This is a genomic window from Cryobacterium sp. MDB2-A-1 (genome assembly GCF_004402675.1).
In the GTDB taxonomy this organism is placed as follows: Bacteria; Actinomycetota; Actinomycetes; order Actinomycetales; family Microbacteriaceae; genus Cryobacterium; species Cryobacterium glucosi.
This window is the reverse complement of sequence record NZ_SOFK01000011.1, coordinates 34246-48686: the sequence shown is the minus strand read 5'-3', so window position 1 is coordinate 48686 and position 14441 is coordinate 34246. Positions and strand designations below refer to the sequence as shown.

At 69.9% G+C, this 14441-nt stretch carries 14 protein-coding genes and 1 riboswitch; of the genes, 7 read left to right on the top strand and 7 right to left on the bottom strand.

Features of this window, described 5'->3' with window-relative positions:
• Positions 1-110: 110 nt before the first annotated feature.
• The 4 genes from gcvH to E3O39_RS02610 form a co-directional block, all read right to left on the bottom strand.
• A complete protein-coding gene (gene gcvH, locus E3O39_RS02625) occupies positions 111-482 on the bottom strand; it encodes a glycine cleavage system protein GcvH (protein WP_134449523.1) in 372 nt (123 codons plus the stop codon).
• A gap of 98 nt (positions 483-580) precedes the next feature.
• Positions 581-1708, bottom strand: coding sequence for a glycine cleavage system aminomethyltransferase GcvT (gcvT, locus tag E3O39_RS02620; protein WP_134449522.1), 1128 nt, complete (start codon positions 1706-1708; stop codon positions 581-583).
• 169 nt (positions 1709-1877) lie between these two features.
• A riboswitch (glycine riboswitch) is annotated at positions 1878-1973 on the bottom strand.
• A gap of 149 nt (positions 1974-2122) precedes the next feature.
• Entirely contained in the window at positions 2123-2725 is a 603-nt protein-coding gene (locus E3O39_RS02615) for an LON peptidase substrate-binding domain-containing protein (RefSeq protein ID WP_134449521.1), read from the bottom strand.
• Positions 2726-2786: 61 nt separating this feature from the next.
• Positions 2787-4463, bottom strand: coding sequence for an ABC-F family ATP-binding cassette domain-containing protein (locus E3O39_RS02610; RefSeq protein ID WP_134449520.1), 1677 nt, complete (start codon positions 4461-4463; stop codon positions 2787-2789).
• A gap of 92 nt (positions 4464-4555) precedes the next feature.
• On the opposite strand from E3O39_RS02610, the gene E3O39_RS02605 reads away from it, so the two are divergent.
• The 3 genes from E3O39_RS02605 to E3O39_RS02595 all read left to right on the top strand — a co-directional run bounded on the left by E3O39_RS02605 (position 4556) and on the right by E3O39_RS02595 (position 7084).
• Positions 4556-4906 (top strand): LysR family transcriptional regulator, encoded by a 351-nt coding sequence (locus E3O39_RS02605; protein ID WP_134449519.1) that lies wholly within the window; start codon positions 4556-4558, stop codon positions 4904-4906.
• Between the two features lie 112 nt (positions 4907-5018).
• Positions 5019-5519, top strand: coding sequence for a DUF2231 domain-containing protein (locus E3O39_RS02600; protein ID WP_134449518.1), 501 nt, complete (start codon positions 5019-5021; stop codon positions 5517-5519).
• A 122-nt stretch (positions 5520-5641) separates the two neighbouring features.
• Complete coding sequence (locus tag E3O39_RS02595; protein WP_134449517.1) at positions 5642-7084, top strand: FAD-binding oxidoreductase; 1443 nt, start codon at positions 5642-5644, stop codon at positions 7082-7084.
• 32 nt (positions 7085-7116) lie between these two features.
• Here the strand turns inward: E3O39_RS02595 and E3O39_RS02590 are convergent, their stop codons facing one another.
• Together E3O39_RS02590 and E3O39_RS02585 are read right to left on the bottom strand one after the other, a co-directional pair.
• Positions 7117-7482: a zinc ribbon domain-containing protein YjdM gene (locus tag E3O39_RS02590; RefSeq protein WP_134449516.1), complete on the bottom strand. Its 366-nt coding sequence runs from the start codon at positions 7480-7482 to the stop codon at positions 7117-7119.
• 36 nt (positions 7483-7518) lie between these two features.
• Positions 7519-7947: a DUF1761 domain-containing protein gene (locus E3O39_RS02585; RefSeq protein ID WP_166787384.1), complete on the bottom strand. Its 429-nt coding sequence runs from the start codon at positions 7945-7947 to the stop codon at positions 7519-7521.
• A 252-nt stretch (positions 7948-8199) separates the two neighbouring features.
• Here E3O39_RS02585 and E3O39_RS02580 point away from each other — a divergent pair, with 252 nt between their 5' ends.
• On the top strand, positions 8200-8892 hold the full coding sequence (locus E3O39_RS02580) for a hypothetical protein (protein ID WP_134449514.1): 693 nt from the start codon (positions 8200-8202) through the stop codon (positions 8890-8892).
• Positions 8893-8955: 63 nt separating this feature from the next.
• Here E3O39_RS02580 and E3O39_RS02575 read toward each other — a convergent pair whose 3' ends face one another.
• Positions 8956-9528 carry an HhH-GPD-type base excision DNA repair protein gene (locus E3O39_RS02575; RefSeq protein WP_134449513.1) on the bottom strand — a complete coding sequence of 191 codons (573 nt, stop codon included), beginning with the start codon at positions 9526-9528 and terminating at the stop codon, positions 8956-8958.
• A gap of 238 nt (positions 9529-9766) precedes the next feature.
• Here E3O39_RS02575 and E3O39_RS02570 point away from each other — a divergent pair, with 238 nt between their 5' ends.
• The 3 genes from E3O39_RS02570 to E3O39_RS02560 all read left to right on the top strand — a co-directional run bounded on the left by E3O39_RS02570 (position 9767) and on the right by E3O39_RS02560 (position 14440).
• The gene (locus E3O39_RS02570; protein ID WP_134449512.1) at positions 9767-10879 is read left to right on the top strand and encodes a hypothetical protein; all 1113 of its coding nucleotides are present in this window, start codon (positions 9767-9769) and stop codon (positions 10877-10879) included.
• Between the two features lie 48 nt (positions 10880-10927).
• Positions 10928-13642, top strand: a complete 2715-nt coding sequence (locus E3O39_RS02565; protein WP_134449511.1) for a LuxR C-terminal-related transcriptional regulator — start codon at positions 10928-10930, stop codon at positions 13640-13642.
• 111 nt (positions 13643-13753) lie between these two features.
• A complete protein-coding gene (locus E3O39_RS02560) occupies positions 13754-14440 on the top strand; it encodes a hypothetical protein (protein WP_134449510.1) in 687 nt (228 codons plus the stop codon).
• Position 14441: the final 1 nt, after the last annotated feature.

The following is a 14441-nucleotide window of genomic DNA, read 5'->3' as shown; positions in this document are numbered from 1 at the left end:
TGCCGATGTGCCGCTCGGTGAACGGGCGCTCGGTGGCCTGGGCTGAGGCCTGGGCGGTCAGGGTGGGACTGAGGTGCTTGGTCATCTGGCGCTGCCTGCTTCCTGGGAGCTTATTCGCCGGTGAGGGCGGAGTATTCGGCGTGGCTGAGGAGGGGCGGCAGCTCGAGGAACGTGACCTTGATCAGCCAGCCCTCTCCGAACGGGTCGCTGTTGACGAGCTCGGGGCTGTCGACGACACCGTCGTTGGTGGCCGTGACCGTGCCACTGACCGGCGCGAAGAGCTCGCCGACGGACTTGGTGGACTCGATCTCGCCGACGATCGAGCCGGCGATGACGCCTGTTCCGACGGCGGGCAGCTCGACGAAGACGACGTCACCGAGCTTCTCTGCCGCGTACGCCGTGATTCCGACGGTTGCGGTGCCGCCCTCGATGAGGACCCACTCGTGTTCTGCGGTGTACTGGAGGGTGGTCTGGTCGGTCATGGGGTGTCCTTTCGGCGGAACAACGGGCAGTGCGTGCTGGTCTGGAGGGGTGCCGGCGAGAATCGCCGCCGGGAGTGCGTGGGCGGATGCCCTCGGGGTCAGGGCTTGCGGGAGTAGAACGGGAGCGCGGTCACGGTCGCCGGGATGCGTGTGCCGCGCACGTCGACGAAGACCTCGGTGCCGAGCCGGGCGATCGACGGCGAGACGTACGCCATCATGACCGGATGTCCCAGGGTCGGGGAGAGGGCGCCGCTCGTGATCATCCCCTCCGGTGTGTGCGCGTCAGCGCTGCGGAAGACGTCGTAGGAGGCGCGGCCGGCGCGCTTGCCCGCGGACACGAGTCCGACGAGCACGGCGGACCCCGCCTGCGGCCCCTCTTCGCTCGCGGCGCGGCCGATGAAGTCGGTCTCCTTGGCGAGGTTGACGACCCGGCCGAGTCCGGCCTGGGCCGGGTAGGTCGCCTCGCTCAGTTCGTGGCCGTAGAGCGGCATGCCGGCCTCGAGGCGCAGGGTGTCGCGGCTCGCGAGTCCGGCGGGCACGAGGCCGTGGTCGGCGCCGGCCGCGGTGAGCGCATTCCAGAGGGCGAGGGCCCGATCGATGGGCACGTACAGTTCGAAGCCGTCCTCCCCGGTGTACCCGGTGCGGGCGATCAGCACCGGGACGTCGGTGAAGGTGCCCGTCATGGCCCGGTAGTAGCGGAGGGCGCCGAGGTCGTCGGTGGCCGTGAGACCGGCGGTCGCCTGGAGGATGGCGAGGGAGTTCGGGCCCTGGACGGCGATGAGCGCGGTGTCGTCGCTCTCGTCGGTCACGGTCACGTCGAAACGGGCAGCGCGCTTGGTGAGGGCCTCGAGCGCCGGGAAGTGGTTGCCGGCGTTGGCGATCACGAGGAACTCGGTCTCCCCGGTGCGGTAGACGACGATGTCGTCGACGATGCCGCCTGCCGCGTTCAGGATCAGGCTGTACTTCGCCTGGAAGAGGGCGATCGCGGAGAGCTTTCCGGCGAGGGCGTAGTCGAGGTACGCAGCGGCATCCGCCCCGCTCACCCGGATCTCGGCCATGTGGGAGAGGTCGAACAGGCCGGCGGCGGTACGCACCGCGTGGTGCTCGGCGAGATCGCTCGAGTAGCGCACCGGCATCTGCCAGCCGGCGAAGTCGGTGAAGCTGGCTCCGGCGTCGACGTGCGCCTGGTGCAGCGGGGAATACCGTTCGGTCAGATCCGGGGTCATGAGTTCTCCAGGCAGGTCGGCCGCGGCCGAGCGAGATTCTCGGGGTCGTGGCGACCCCGTGGGAACTCCCCCTCTGTCGTCAGGCCTGAGAGCTTCGCCGCGTCCTGGTCGGGACGTGACTTTCACCATGGGCGAGCCGCATTGTGCTGCGACTACTTTTCAGAGTGGCCAGTCCGATGCGGTACGAGTACCTGAGAGATTGTCGGGGAGGATTGCTCCTTCGGTGTCCGGCCGCCGAGGCGCCGGACTCTCCCGCATCGGCCGTGTCGGCCCGGTATTCAGTTGGACGGCGCGCCTGGTCGGGCTCAACCGCTTCGCGAGCAGCTTAGCAGCCGGAGTTCCACTGGGACCGGCTCCGGCCTGCCCGATCGCGCAGCACGCCGGCGCCGGATCCTGCCTCGCCGGGCACCCCGGTCAGGCGCCGAAGGAGTCGGCGACCGCGTCGGTGACCTCGACCAGCCGGGTGAGCAGGGCCTCCATCGACTCCGACCGCAGCAGCTCGATCTGGTCGAGGGGGCCGACCGGCGCGATCGCCGCGAGCTGCCAGGCCGCGACAGCCGGGTCGCCGGAGAGTTCGACGTCGGGCGCCCAGGGCTGCTCGGTGAATTCGCTCGCGAGCGCAAGCGCCCGGCGCACGACCCGTTCGGCCCGCTCCCGCAGAGGGAACAGCTCGTCGTCCCACTCCAGTTCGGGGAGCTCGCGCACACTCGCCTGCGGATACGGGTCGTCGTCGAGCCACTCGAGCACCTCGATGCGCCGCTCGCCGTGGGCGACCACGCCGACGAACCCCTCTGGGGCCTCGATCTGCGTGATCCTGGCCACCGTCCCGATCCCGAACCGGTGCTCACCGCCGCCGACTTCCTGGCCGCGCTCGATCAGCACGACGCCGAAGACCGCGGTCTCGGCGTCGAGCACCCGCGCCATCATCACCAGGTAGCGCTGTTCGAACACGCGCAGGTGCAGTGGCATGTGCGGAAACAGCACCGCGCCCAGCGGGAACATCGGCAGAGTGGTCACCCGCCCACCCAACCACGCTCGAGCCCGCGGACCAAGCCCCTCCCCTCCCGGAGCGCGAGGGTCAGGATTCGGTGACGGTGCCTGCGACGACCTTCCAGTGCCGGTCGGTGTGGACCGTGGCAAGCATCCGCCGGTCGTGGGTGACCAGGAGGAGCGTGCCGGTGTACCCCGCGAGCGCCTGCTCGAGCTGCTCGATCGCGGCGAGGTCGAGGTGGTTCGTCGGTTCGTCGAGCACGAGCAGGTTGACGCCGCGGGCCTGGAGCAGGGCGAGGGCCGCGCGGGTGCGCTCCCCCGGCGACAACTCGCCGGCCGGCCGGGTGACGTGATCGGCCTTGAGCCCGAACTTGGCGAGCAGGGTGCGTACCTCCGCCGTCGAGAGGTCGGGCACAAGCTCCTCGAAGCCCTCGGCGAGCGGCCGGGAACCCAGCAGCAATGACCTGGCCTGGTCGATCTCGCCGATCCGTACGCTCGCGCCAACGCTCGCGGTGCCGCTGTCCGGAACCGAGCGGCCGAGGAGGGCGCCCAGCAGGGTGGTCTTGCCCGCGCCGTTCGGCCCGGTGATGCCGATCCGTTCGCCCGCGTTGACCTGGAGCGACACCGGCCCGAGGGTGAACCCGCCCCGGCGGAAGACGGCCTCGTTGAGGGTCGCGACGACCGCGCCCGACCGCGGCGCCTCGCCGATCGTGAAGTCGAGCTGCCATTCCTTGCGCGGTTCCTCGACCTCGTCGAGGCGTTTGATCCGGCTCTCCATCTGCCGCACCTTCTGCGCCTGCTTCTCGCTCGATTCAGCGGATGCCTTCCGCCGGATCTTGTCGTTGTCCGGCGACTTCTTCATCGCGTTGCGCACGCCCTGGCTCGACCACTCCCGCTGGACGCGGGCCCGGCCGACGAGGTCGGCCTTCTTCTCGGCGAACTCCTCATAGTGTTCGCGCTTGTGCCTCCTGTCGGTTTCGCGCTCCTCGAGGTAGGAGTCGTAGCCGCCGCCGAAGATCCGGTTGGCGCCCTGGGCGAGATCGAGTTCGAGCACCCGGGTGACGCAGCGGGCCAGGAATTCCCGGTCGTGGCTGACGAGCACGACCCCGCCCCTGAGTCCGTGCACGAAGGCCTCGAGCCGTTCGAGTCCGTCGAGGTCGAGGTCGTTCGTGGGCTCGTCGAGCAGCACGACGTCGAAGCGGCTGAGCAGCAGGGCCGCCAGGCCCACCCGGGCGGCCTGACCGCCGGAGAGCGAGGTCATCGCCGCGTCGGCGGCGAGGCTGAGTCCGAGGTCGGCGAGCTGGGCGGGCATCCGCTCGTCGAGGTCGGCGGCGCCGCTCGCGAGCCAGCGATCGAGGGCAGCGGAGTAGACGTCGCCGGGATCGCGTCCGTCGGGGCGACCGCCGGCGCCGCCATCGCCGACGGTCGCCTCACCCGCGAGCAGGGCGGCGGCGGCATCGAGCTCGCGGCTCGCGTCGGCGCAGCCCGTGCGGCGGCCGATGTAGTCCGCGATCGATTCGCCCGGCCTGCGGTCCGGCTCCTGCGGCAACCAGCCGACGAAGGCATCCGCCGGGGAGAGTCCGACGCTGCCGGCCTGCGGGGCGAGCCGGCCGGCGAGCAGCCGCAGCAGCGTCGACTTGCCGGAGCCGTTGACCCCGACCACCCCGACGACGTCGCCGGGCGCGACGGTGAGGTCGAGTGAATCGAAAAGGGTACGGTGCGCGTACCCGCCGGCGAGGCCCTTGGCCACGAGCGTTGCGGTCATTACTCCATGGTCTCATTGCACCTGTTCTCCCGGCACCGCGTAGCCTGTTACTGTCCCGTGACCGGCACGGCGGCAGTTCGAAGGGCTTTCTTGTGGACACCACCCTGCTCCGGCGTTTCGTCACGACCGCCGAAGCCACTAACTGGGGTGCCGCGGCGAAGACCCTCAACATGACCCGCGCCACCCTCCTGATCTCCATCAGGAAGCTCGAGGAGGAGGTCGGCGGCGAACTGTTCGTCACCGTCGACGACGTGCCCACCCTGACGAGCGCCGGACTCGAGCTGCTCGAGGTCGCGCGTCCCGTGGTGCGGAAGCCCGCTGCAGCAGCAGCCCCGCAGAAGCCGGCGAAGGCCGGCGGCAAGGCGAAAGCCTCCAAGGGCCAGGGCCGGGCACCCGCGGTCAAGGGCGCGCCGAAGCCCAAGGGGCGCCGCCAGTCCCGCTGAGCGGCGTGACCGGCCCGCCCGATAGGGTGGTCTCGTCCACCCCGAGGAAGGGCACGATCATCAGAGAACCACGGCGAATCGATTCAGAGTCCGTCCAGCGGATGGCTTCCGCATGAACTGGGTGATCGCCGGGCTTCCCCTGCACCCACTTCTCGTGCACGCGAGCGTGATCCTGATCCCTCTTGCCGCCCTGTGCACGATCCTGACTCTGGTCTGGCCGGCCGCCCGGCGGCGGCTCGGCATCGTCACGCCGCTGCTCGCGTTCGCCGCGCTCGGCGCGACCCTGCTGACCGTGCAAGCCGGGGAGGCCCTGGCGCAGATCATCACCCCGACCGCGCTGAGCGGGGCGCACGTCGCCATCGGCGAGACCGTGCGGCCGTGGGTCTTCGGGCTGTTTCTCGTGGCTGCGGCCCAGTGGCTGTGGTTCCGGTATTTCGGGACCGGGCAGAAGTACGGCGCCCGGATCCCCTCCCCGGGAACCCGCACGGCCCTGACAGTCGTACTCGCTGTCGCAGTGGCCCTGACGAGCGTCGGATCCGTCGTTTCGGTCGTCGTCGTGGGCGATTCCGGCGCCAGGGCCGTGTGGTCGCCGGTCGTCGACGGCACGAAGTAGGGACGGCCGACGGGCCTGATTCCCACCCTCCTGCGGTGCCTTGACCACGGCCCGCGATGGGTGTATTACGGACGCCGTGAGGGCCCGGACCGGTTCCGGGCATGCCGTCCAAAGGAGGAATCATGGCACCCTTCACCCTTGACTCTCTGCGTGAACGAGTCCGCGGATCCGTGATCGGACCTGACGACCCGGGGTACGACGACGCGAGAGCCGTCTACAACGGGATGATCAACAAACGTCCGGCCGTCGTCGTCAGGCCCTCGCAGGTCGCCGACGTGATGACGAGCGTCGCGTTCGCCAGGGAACACGAACTCCCCGTCGCCGTTCGCGGCGGCGGGCACAGCGCCCCCGGGTTCGGCACGGTCGACGGCGGCCTCGTCATCGACTTCGTCGCGCAGACCGGTGTTCGGGTCGATCCGGCCGCGGAAACGGCACGTTCCGGGCCCGGGGCGACCTGGGCGGACTTCAACCACGCGACCCACGCCTTCGGCCTCGCAACGACCGGCGGGATCATCGGCTCGACGGGCGTGTCCGGGCTCACCCTCGGCGGCGGAATCGGGTACCTCTCGCGGCAATTCGGATTGTCGTGTGACAACCTGCTCTCCGCCGATGTCGTGACCGCGGACGGACGGTTCCTCGTGGCGAGTGAAACCGAGAACGCGGACCTGTTCTGGGCGCTGCGCGGCGGGGGCGGTAACTTCGGAGTGGTCACCTCGCTCGAGTTCCGGCTGCACCCGGTCTCCACCATCTACGGGGGCCTGGTGATCTACCCCGCGGCGGAGGCAGACACCGTCGGCCGCTTCTACCGGGATTTCATCGCGAACGCCCCGGAGGAGTTCGGCGTGTTCCTCGGGTTCCACCAGGGACCGCCGGTGCCGTTCCTGCCCGAGCAGTGGCACGGTCAACCCGCCTGCGTCATCGTCGGCGCCTGGACCGGACCCCTCGACGAGGGCGAGAAGCGCTGGCAGCCGATCCTCGACGCCGCGCCCGTCGCCGGTTCGTTTGTCGGGCCGCTCCCGTACCCCGTGCTGAACGGTCTGTTCGACCCGATGCTGCCGAAGGGCATGCAGGCGTACTGGAAGGCGGACTTCCTCGCCTCCCTGAGCGATGACGCGCTGCGGGTCGCCGTCGACTTCGGCAGCCGGATCCCGAGCATGGAGTCCGCGAACCACTACTACCCGATCGACGGGGCGGTGCAGCGGGTCGCACCGGGGGCGACGGCATTCCCCTACCGGAACGTGGACTTCGCGCCGGTCATCGCCGGGATGTGGCACGACCCCGCGGACAATGCGGCGAACATCCGCTGGGTTCGGGACTACTGGGAGGCGCTGCACCCCTTTGCCGAGCCCGGCGGCTACATCAATTTCATGGACGCCGACGATCAGGGCAGGATCGCGCAGAACTACGGGCCGAACTACGAGCGGCTCGCGGAGGTGAAGGCCGTCTACGACCCGGACAACGTGTTCCGCGTCAATCAGAACATCAGTCCGCGCGTCAGTGCCCCGTCCGCCGGCACCCAGGCTCCGGGGGTCCAGGAGGGAGGCGTCACGAGCGTCGAGGACTGACCGGTCGTCGCGTGACCTTGCGTGGCCTCGGGTCAGGCCTTCTTGACCACGCTCGACTTCAGCTGCATCGCTCCGACGCCGTCGATCTTGCAGTCGATGTCGTGGTCGCCGACGCCGTCGACCAGGCGGATGCCGCGCACCTTCGTGCCGACCTTCACCACGGTCGAGCTGCCCTTGACCTTGAGGTCCTTGATCACGGTGACGGTGTCGCCGTCCGCGAGGACGGTTCCGAAGGCATCCGTGATCACGCGCTCGGCGGATGCGTCACCCGGGTCGGCCGTCAGGCTCACGTCGGCCGCGGCCCACTCGTGCCCGCACAGCGGGCAGACGAGCAGTGCGCCCATCTCGTAGGCGAGGTCGCTGGAACATTCGGGGCACGGGGGCAGGGTATCGGTCACTTCCCCACCGTAGTCGAGGGGTCGAGCATCAGGCGGTTAGCGCCAGCTCCCGATGATCAGGCCCATGATCGTGAGATTGAGCACGTCGCTCGAGACCTCGATCAGCCAGACCCGGAATCCGGCCCCGGCGAAGAGCCGGTGCGAGAGCGACGAGGCAGCGGCGAGCCCGATGCCGAGCAGGAAGCCGGTGAGTGCGCCCTGGAGCGGGCCGAAACCGGGAGTGGCGGGCGCGACGAACGAGATCACGACGGCGACGCTGACGGCTTCGACGAACGCGGCGACGGCCGTCGCACCGAAGACGACGGCCATGTTGCTGGCGGCGCCCGGCACCGCCGCCGGGTCCTTGCCCATCAGTTTCCACCAGAGCGGGAAGAACGTCTTCGGGCCGAACCAGATGCCGCCCGCGATGAAGGCGGCGACGGTGGCGGCCAGAATCGCCAGCCAGTTGAGGTGGGTCAGGTCCACAATCGTTCCTATCGGTCGTCCGGCGCGAAGAACTCGACTGTATCGACAAGCGGATGTCCGCGGCTACCGGCACTGGGCTTCCGTTCGCCGTCGGCGATCGTGGTGACCGGCAGCAGGCGCCGCGTGTCTCGATCCCGGAACCGGTCCTTCCCACCGGTCCGGGCTGGATCCCTCACAGTGACAGGAGAGGGAAGACGTGCGAAGCTTCTGGTCAGGGGTGATTTTCGTCGTCCCTGTGATGGGGGATGCACGATGAGACGTCCGGTCCTGTTCCTTGCTGCGGCTTGTGCCGTCGCGCTCCTGCTGAGCGGATGCGCCGGGCCGGCCACGGGGGGCACCGCAGCCGATTCGTCCCCGCTCGCAACCCCGTCCCCCTCCCCTGCGCTGGTCTCGCCTGCGCCCACAGCCACGGCGAGCGCCGCCCGCCTCTCGATCGGCGCGCTCACCGTCAGCACCATCGACGCGACCGGCGCGACGATCGCGACGACCCCGTACTCCGACGGCGCCCCGGCCATGGTCGCCTTCCTCTCCGCGGCGATCGGGGTCGCGCCGACCGTGGCCCGCGCCGACCCCGAGACCGGCTGCTCGGGGGCGGCAACCACGTACTCCTGGGCCGCCGGGTTCCTCGTCAACGTTCCAGACACCGAGAGCCCGCCGCTCTACACCTGGACAGTCCAGGCCCGCTCCGCGCAGGTGGGCGCCGCCGGGGTGACCGTGCAGTCCAGCACGGGGCTCGTCGTCGGCACGGATGTCTCCGCGAGCGCCGCGAATCTCCCCGCCGACCAGAAGATCGACGAGTACAACGACGGCACCGGTCCCCTCGTCTTCGAGGTCGCCGGCCGGAACGCGGAGGGCAAGCCGTACGGCGGCGCTGCCCTCGTCGGGCAGGGGGGCGTGTTGTCTGCGATCGCGGCCCCCGCCGGCCTCGGCCAGTTCTACTGCTGACACGGACTCAGCCGGCCACCGGCATCCGCCTCCTGTAATGGCCGTAACGGCGTAACGACGAGATTAGGCCGTCGTCTTCGCGGCCGCCTTGGCCGCCCGCTTGGTCTCCCGTACCCGCGCGAGCGACTCGGCATCGACGATGTCGGCAACGGATGCGTGCGAGCCGTCCTGCCCGTACGGCGCAGACGCCTCCTGCCAGCCCGGCGCGGCGAGAGCGAATCGCTTCCCGAGGATGGCCAGGAAGATCTTCGCCTTCTGCTCGCCGAAACCGGGCAGCGCCCTGAGTCGACGGAGCACCTCTGCGCCGTCGGGGGCCCCGGAGGCCCAGATCGCGGAGGCGTCGCTGTTCCAGTCCCGCGCGACGACCTCGGCGAGCGCTTGCACCCGTCCGGCCATCGAGCCGGGAAAACGGTGCACGGCCGGCGTCGTTCGGAAGACTTCGACAAAGGAATCGGCGTCGAACGCCGCAATCCTCGCGGGATCCAGGGTGCCGATCCGGTCCCGGATCTTGGCCGGCCCGGCGAATGCCGTCTCCATCGGTACCTGCTGGTCCAGGAGCATCCCGACCAGGAGGGCGAACGGGTCTTCGCTGAGCAGGGCGTCTGAGGCGTCGTCGCCGGTGATGTGCAGCGTCATGCCGCCATTGTGCCACCGGCGGGACAGGGCCGCGCGGTCGACGCCGCGAGAAACCAGCGGCAGCGACAGCGCCTGCCGGAGTGATCAGCGTGCCCGCTTCGGCAGCCCGCGCCCGAAACGGCTGGCGCGGTTTGCCGATCCGGGTGCATCGGCGACGGTACCCCGCCTTCGGGGTATGCGGGGCGAGCCGACCGGAGCGGATGCCTCCTGGTTCACGCGCGCGTGTCATACTCCGCGGGTGACGCTCTTCGAATCCGGCCAGGACTGGGCCCCGCGCCCGGCGCGGCGACCGCCCCCGTGGCGACTGCGGGGCACCGTCTTCGGAATCGTGCTCGGGACCGTCGCCGGTGTGACGCTGGCCGCCACCTACCTCCCGTCGAGCCCGCTCGCTGGTGCCGCAGCGTACTCGCTCTCGGCGGATCTCTCGCCGATCGCCGACCGGATCGGCTTCAGTGACGAAGGCAGGGATATCTTCCTGACCACACGTCCGCAGCTCCTCGACAGCGGTGATTTTCGCAAGGCCTGCGAAGGGACACCGGATGGGACCGTCCACGGGGACTTCGCGACCGTCGGTTGCTTCTACGGTCTCGGGGAACACTTCGGACGGATAGCGATCTTCCGCCCCACCGACGCCAGGCTGGCCGACCAGATCGTGGTGACGGCTGCCCACGAGTTCCTGCACGCCGCGTACGCCCGGCTCACGTCCGGCGAGCAGGCGCGCCTCGACGCGCTCCTCGACAAGCGCTGGTCCACCATTGCGGCGGACGACCCGATTCAGGCCAGCGTCGATTCCTCGGTGGGGTCGGCGGCCGAGAACCGGTCTACCGAGGAATTCGCGTATTTCGGGACCGAGATCGCCGATGCGGTCGACCCGGCGCTCGAGGCGTACTACGCCCGCTATTTCCGCGACCGGGGTGCGCTCGTCGCGATCCACGACGCCGACCGCGCCCTCCGGGACGGCCTGGAGGCCGACTACAGCGCGAAGGCCGATGCCCTCGCCATCCGGGAACAGGCGAACGCGGACGCGGGCGCGCAGTTGCAGGCCGACCGTGCGCAACTGGCCGCCGACCGCGCCTGGTACAACCGGCAGGCCGATGAGTACAACGCTCTCTCCCCGGAGGTCCGCGCCCGCACCTACGTTGCAGACTCCGGCGGCACCGCGGGCGGTGAGCCGTATGGCAGCTATCTGGCCGGCAGACTGGCCGAATTCGCGACGAGGGAGGCAGACCAGTCGCAGCGTCAGAGCGAACTCGACGCGGCCGAAGCCGCAGCCCCGGCGGCGCGCACGGAGGTGGAACGACTCTATGCGGACATCGAGGCGCTCAATGTCGCCGCCGTGCCCGCCACGTGACGCGGCGCCGTTGTTGCCGAAAGCCGGCCGAGGTGCTCTGATGAGCGAATGAGCGAATCGCCCCTGCCCGTTCTGGCCACGAAGCTCTTCATCCCGTCGCCCCGACCGAACGCCGTCTCCCGCCCCCGCCTCATCGCGCGTTTGCGGGAGGGGCTCCGCGCCGGTCACCGGGCGACTCTTCTGTCGGCGCCGGCCGGATTCGGTAAGACCACGGTGGCGAGCCAGTGGATCGCCGACACCGTGGCCGGTGAACCCGGCGCTCGTGTCGCCTGGCTCTCGCTCGACGCGAGCGATAACGATCCCTCACGGTTCCTCACGTACCTCGTAGCGGCCCTGCACCGAGCCGATCCCGCGGTCGCCGCGGATGCACACGCACTTCCGCTTTCGTCGATCGAGGGCACGATGGCCGCGCTCATCAATGACGTGGCGGCAGCACAGCACCCGATGGTCCTGGTGCTCGACGACTTCCACCTCATCGAGGACGGCACGATCCGCGACGGGCTCGTGTTCCTGATCGATCACCTGCCGCCGAACCTGCACCTGGCCATCCTGAGTCGCTCCGACCCGCTCCTGCCGCTGGCCAGGCTGCGCGCGCGGGGCGAGTTGACCGAGTTGCGTGCCGCGGACCTGCGCTTCACTCCCGATGAGGCCGCAGCGTTCCTGAACGAGGTCATGCACCTGGGGCTCTCCCCCGCGCACGTCGCCGCCCTCGACACCCGGACGGAGGGCTGGATCGCAGGCCTCCAGCTTGCGGCACTGTCCATGCGGGACCGCTCGGACGTGGGCGGTTTCATCCAGGGCTTCACCGGCAGTCACCGGTTCGTGATCGACTACCTCGCCGAAGAGGTGCTGCACCGCCAGCCCGATCACGTCCGCGCCTTCCTCTTCGACACCGCGATCCTCGGCCGACTGAGCGCTCCCCTGTGCGACGCGGTCACCGGTCGCTCCGACAGCGGCGAGATGCTCGCGGCCCTCGAGCGGGACAACCTCTTCGTCGTCCCCCTCGACGACCGGCGCGAGTGGTATCGCTATCACCACCTCTTCGCCGACGTGCTGACGGCTCGCGTGCTTGCGGACGGTCCCGACCGGGTACCGGACCTGCACCGGCGCGCCAGCGAGTGGTTCGAACGGAATGGGCTGCCGGAAGATGCAGTCGCTCAGGCCCTGGCCGCCGGGGATTTCGGGCGGGCCGCCCGGGTGATCGAGTCGACGGTGCCCGGCGTGCGCAAGAGCAGGCAGGATGCGACCCTGCTCGGCTGGCTCGCGCTGCTTCCGGGCGACGTCATCAGGCGCAGGCCCGTTCTGGGCGTCTACCGCGCCTGGTCATTGCTCGTGTCCGGTGATGTGGATGCCGTCGAACCGTTGCTGGCGGACGCCGAGCGGGCTCTCGGCGCACCAACGGACGACGGCACGCCGGCCCATGATTCGGCAGCAGGCGAGGAACTGCGGATACTCCCCGTCACGATCGCCCTGTACCGTGCCGCGGTCGCACAGGCGCGCGGCGACGTCGCGGGAACCCAGGTGCAGGCGCGCCGGGCCCTCGATCTCACCGGCCCCGACGACCACTTCGGGCGCGGCGCAGCATCCGGTTTTCTCGGGCTGGCGTCCTGGGCCGTCGGCGACCTCGGCGCCGCGGTCGACGCGTTCGGCGAGGTCGCGACGAGCCTCCGGCGATCCGGCAACCTGGCCGACATGCTCGGCACCACGATCGTCATGGCCGACCTCCTCATCCAACAGGGGCGGTTGCGAGACGCCCAGCGCGCCTGCGAGGATGCCCTGCGCCTCGCGGCGGAACAGGGAGAGCCGGTTCCCCAGTCGACGGCAGACCTCCACGTCGCCGTCAGTGAGCTCCTTCGTGAACGCTCCGACCTGCCCGCCGCCCGGGAGCAATTACTGATCGGCCAGGCACTCGGCGAGCGGGCGTCCCTGCCCGAAAACCGGTATCGCTGGTTCGCCGCGATGTCCCGGATCGACGAGGCGGAGGGACGACTCGACGACGCCCTTGACGCGGTCGGCGCCGCGGAGCGCCTGTACCGGCCCGGGTTCTTCCCGGAGGTGCGGCCTCTTGCCGCGATGAAGGCCCGGCTCTGGGTCAAGCAGGGACGGCTCGGTGATGCCCAGGGCTGGGCAGACAGCCAGGGGCTCGCGACAACGGATGCGCCGGGTTACCTGCGCGAGTTCGACCACCTCACGCTGGCGAGGCTCTCGATCGCACGGCACACGTCCGATCCACAGGCCGGCTCCCTCGACGCGACAGCGGCCCTGCTCGACCGCTTGCTCGAAGCGGCGGATGCCGGTGGCCGCGCCGGCCGGTTGAACGAGATCCTGGTCCTGCAGACGTTGGCGCACGCGGCAGCCGGCAACACGGACCTGGCGCTCCGCCCGCTCGCGCGCGCCCTCGCCCAGGCGGAACCAGAGGGGTACGTACGGCTCTTCCTGGACGAGGGCGAGCCGATGGCCGCGCTTCTCCGAACGGCAGCCGACGAGGGAATCGCCCCCGACTATGCTCGCGGCCTCAGCGCGGCGTTCGTGCGCGAGGACGATCCGGGGGCATCCGCCCGGCCGCTCGCCGAAACGCTGAGCGAACGCGAACTGCACGTGCTCAGGCTTCTGGCGACCGAGTTGAGCGGGCCCGAGATCGCCCGCGAACTGTACGTCTCCGTGAACACCCTGCGCACCCACACCCGGCATATCTTCGGCAAACTCGAGGTCACCAACCGGGCGGATGCGATCCGTCGCGCTGAAAAGCTCGGCCTCGTCTGACAATCACCACAGGGATCACCACGTGGAGTGATGCCCCGTCATCACATGTCTCCCTAGATTCAGGGTGTCTTCAGGCAACCGCCTGAGTCACGCAGAACATCGGAGCCTCTCATGAGCATCACGACATCCACCCTCACCCGCGCGGCCGCCGGAGCGGCCGCACTCTCCGGGCTCATCTACATCATCATCCAGTTCATCCACCCGGCCGACGTGGTCGCCTCGCTCTCCACTCAGATGTGGATCACGGTGCACGTCCTCAGCTTCGGCATGGCCGTTCTGGCCATGATCGGTCTCACCGGAATCTACCTGCGGCAGGTGCAGAAGTTCGGGCTGCTCGGCCTGATCGCCTACCTGATGTTCGGATTCTTCTTCATCCTGCAGGCATCCTTCAACTTCACCGAAGCCCTCATCGCGCCGCTGGTCGCGACCGCAGCCCCCCAGCTCGCCGTGGACATCGTCGGACTGTTCGGCCGCTACCCGGCCGTGAACGACCTCGGCCCCCTCGCGGCGCTCCCCCAGGTCGGCGGTCTGCTCTACGTCGTCGGCGCCCTGCTGTTCGGCATCTCCATCCTCCGCGCCCGTGTCCTGTCACGCGGGGCCGGCATCCTTCTGATCGTCGCAGCGGCCGTGACGCCCATCGCGGGCGCACTGCTCCCGCACACCCTCGAACGGATGGCCGCCATCCCCATGGGCCTGGCCCTGATCTGGCTCGGATACTCCCTGTGGTCGAACCTGCGCACAACGACGGCGCCCGCGGCGGTCAACCCTGCACGGCTCGACACGACGCCGACGGTCTGAC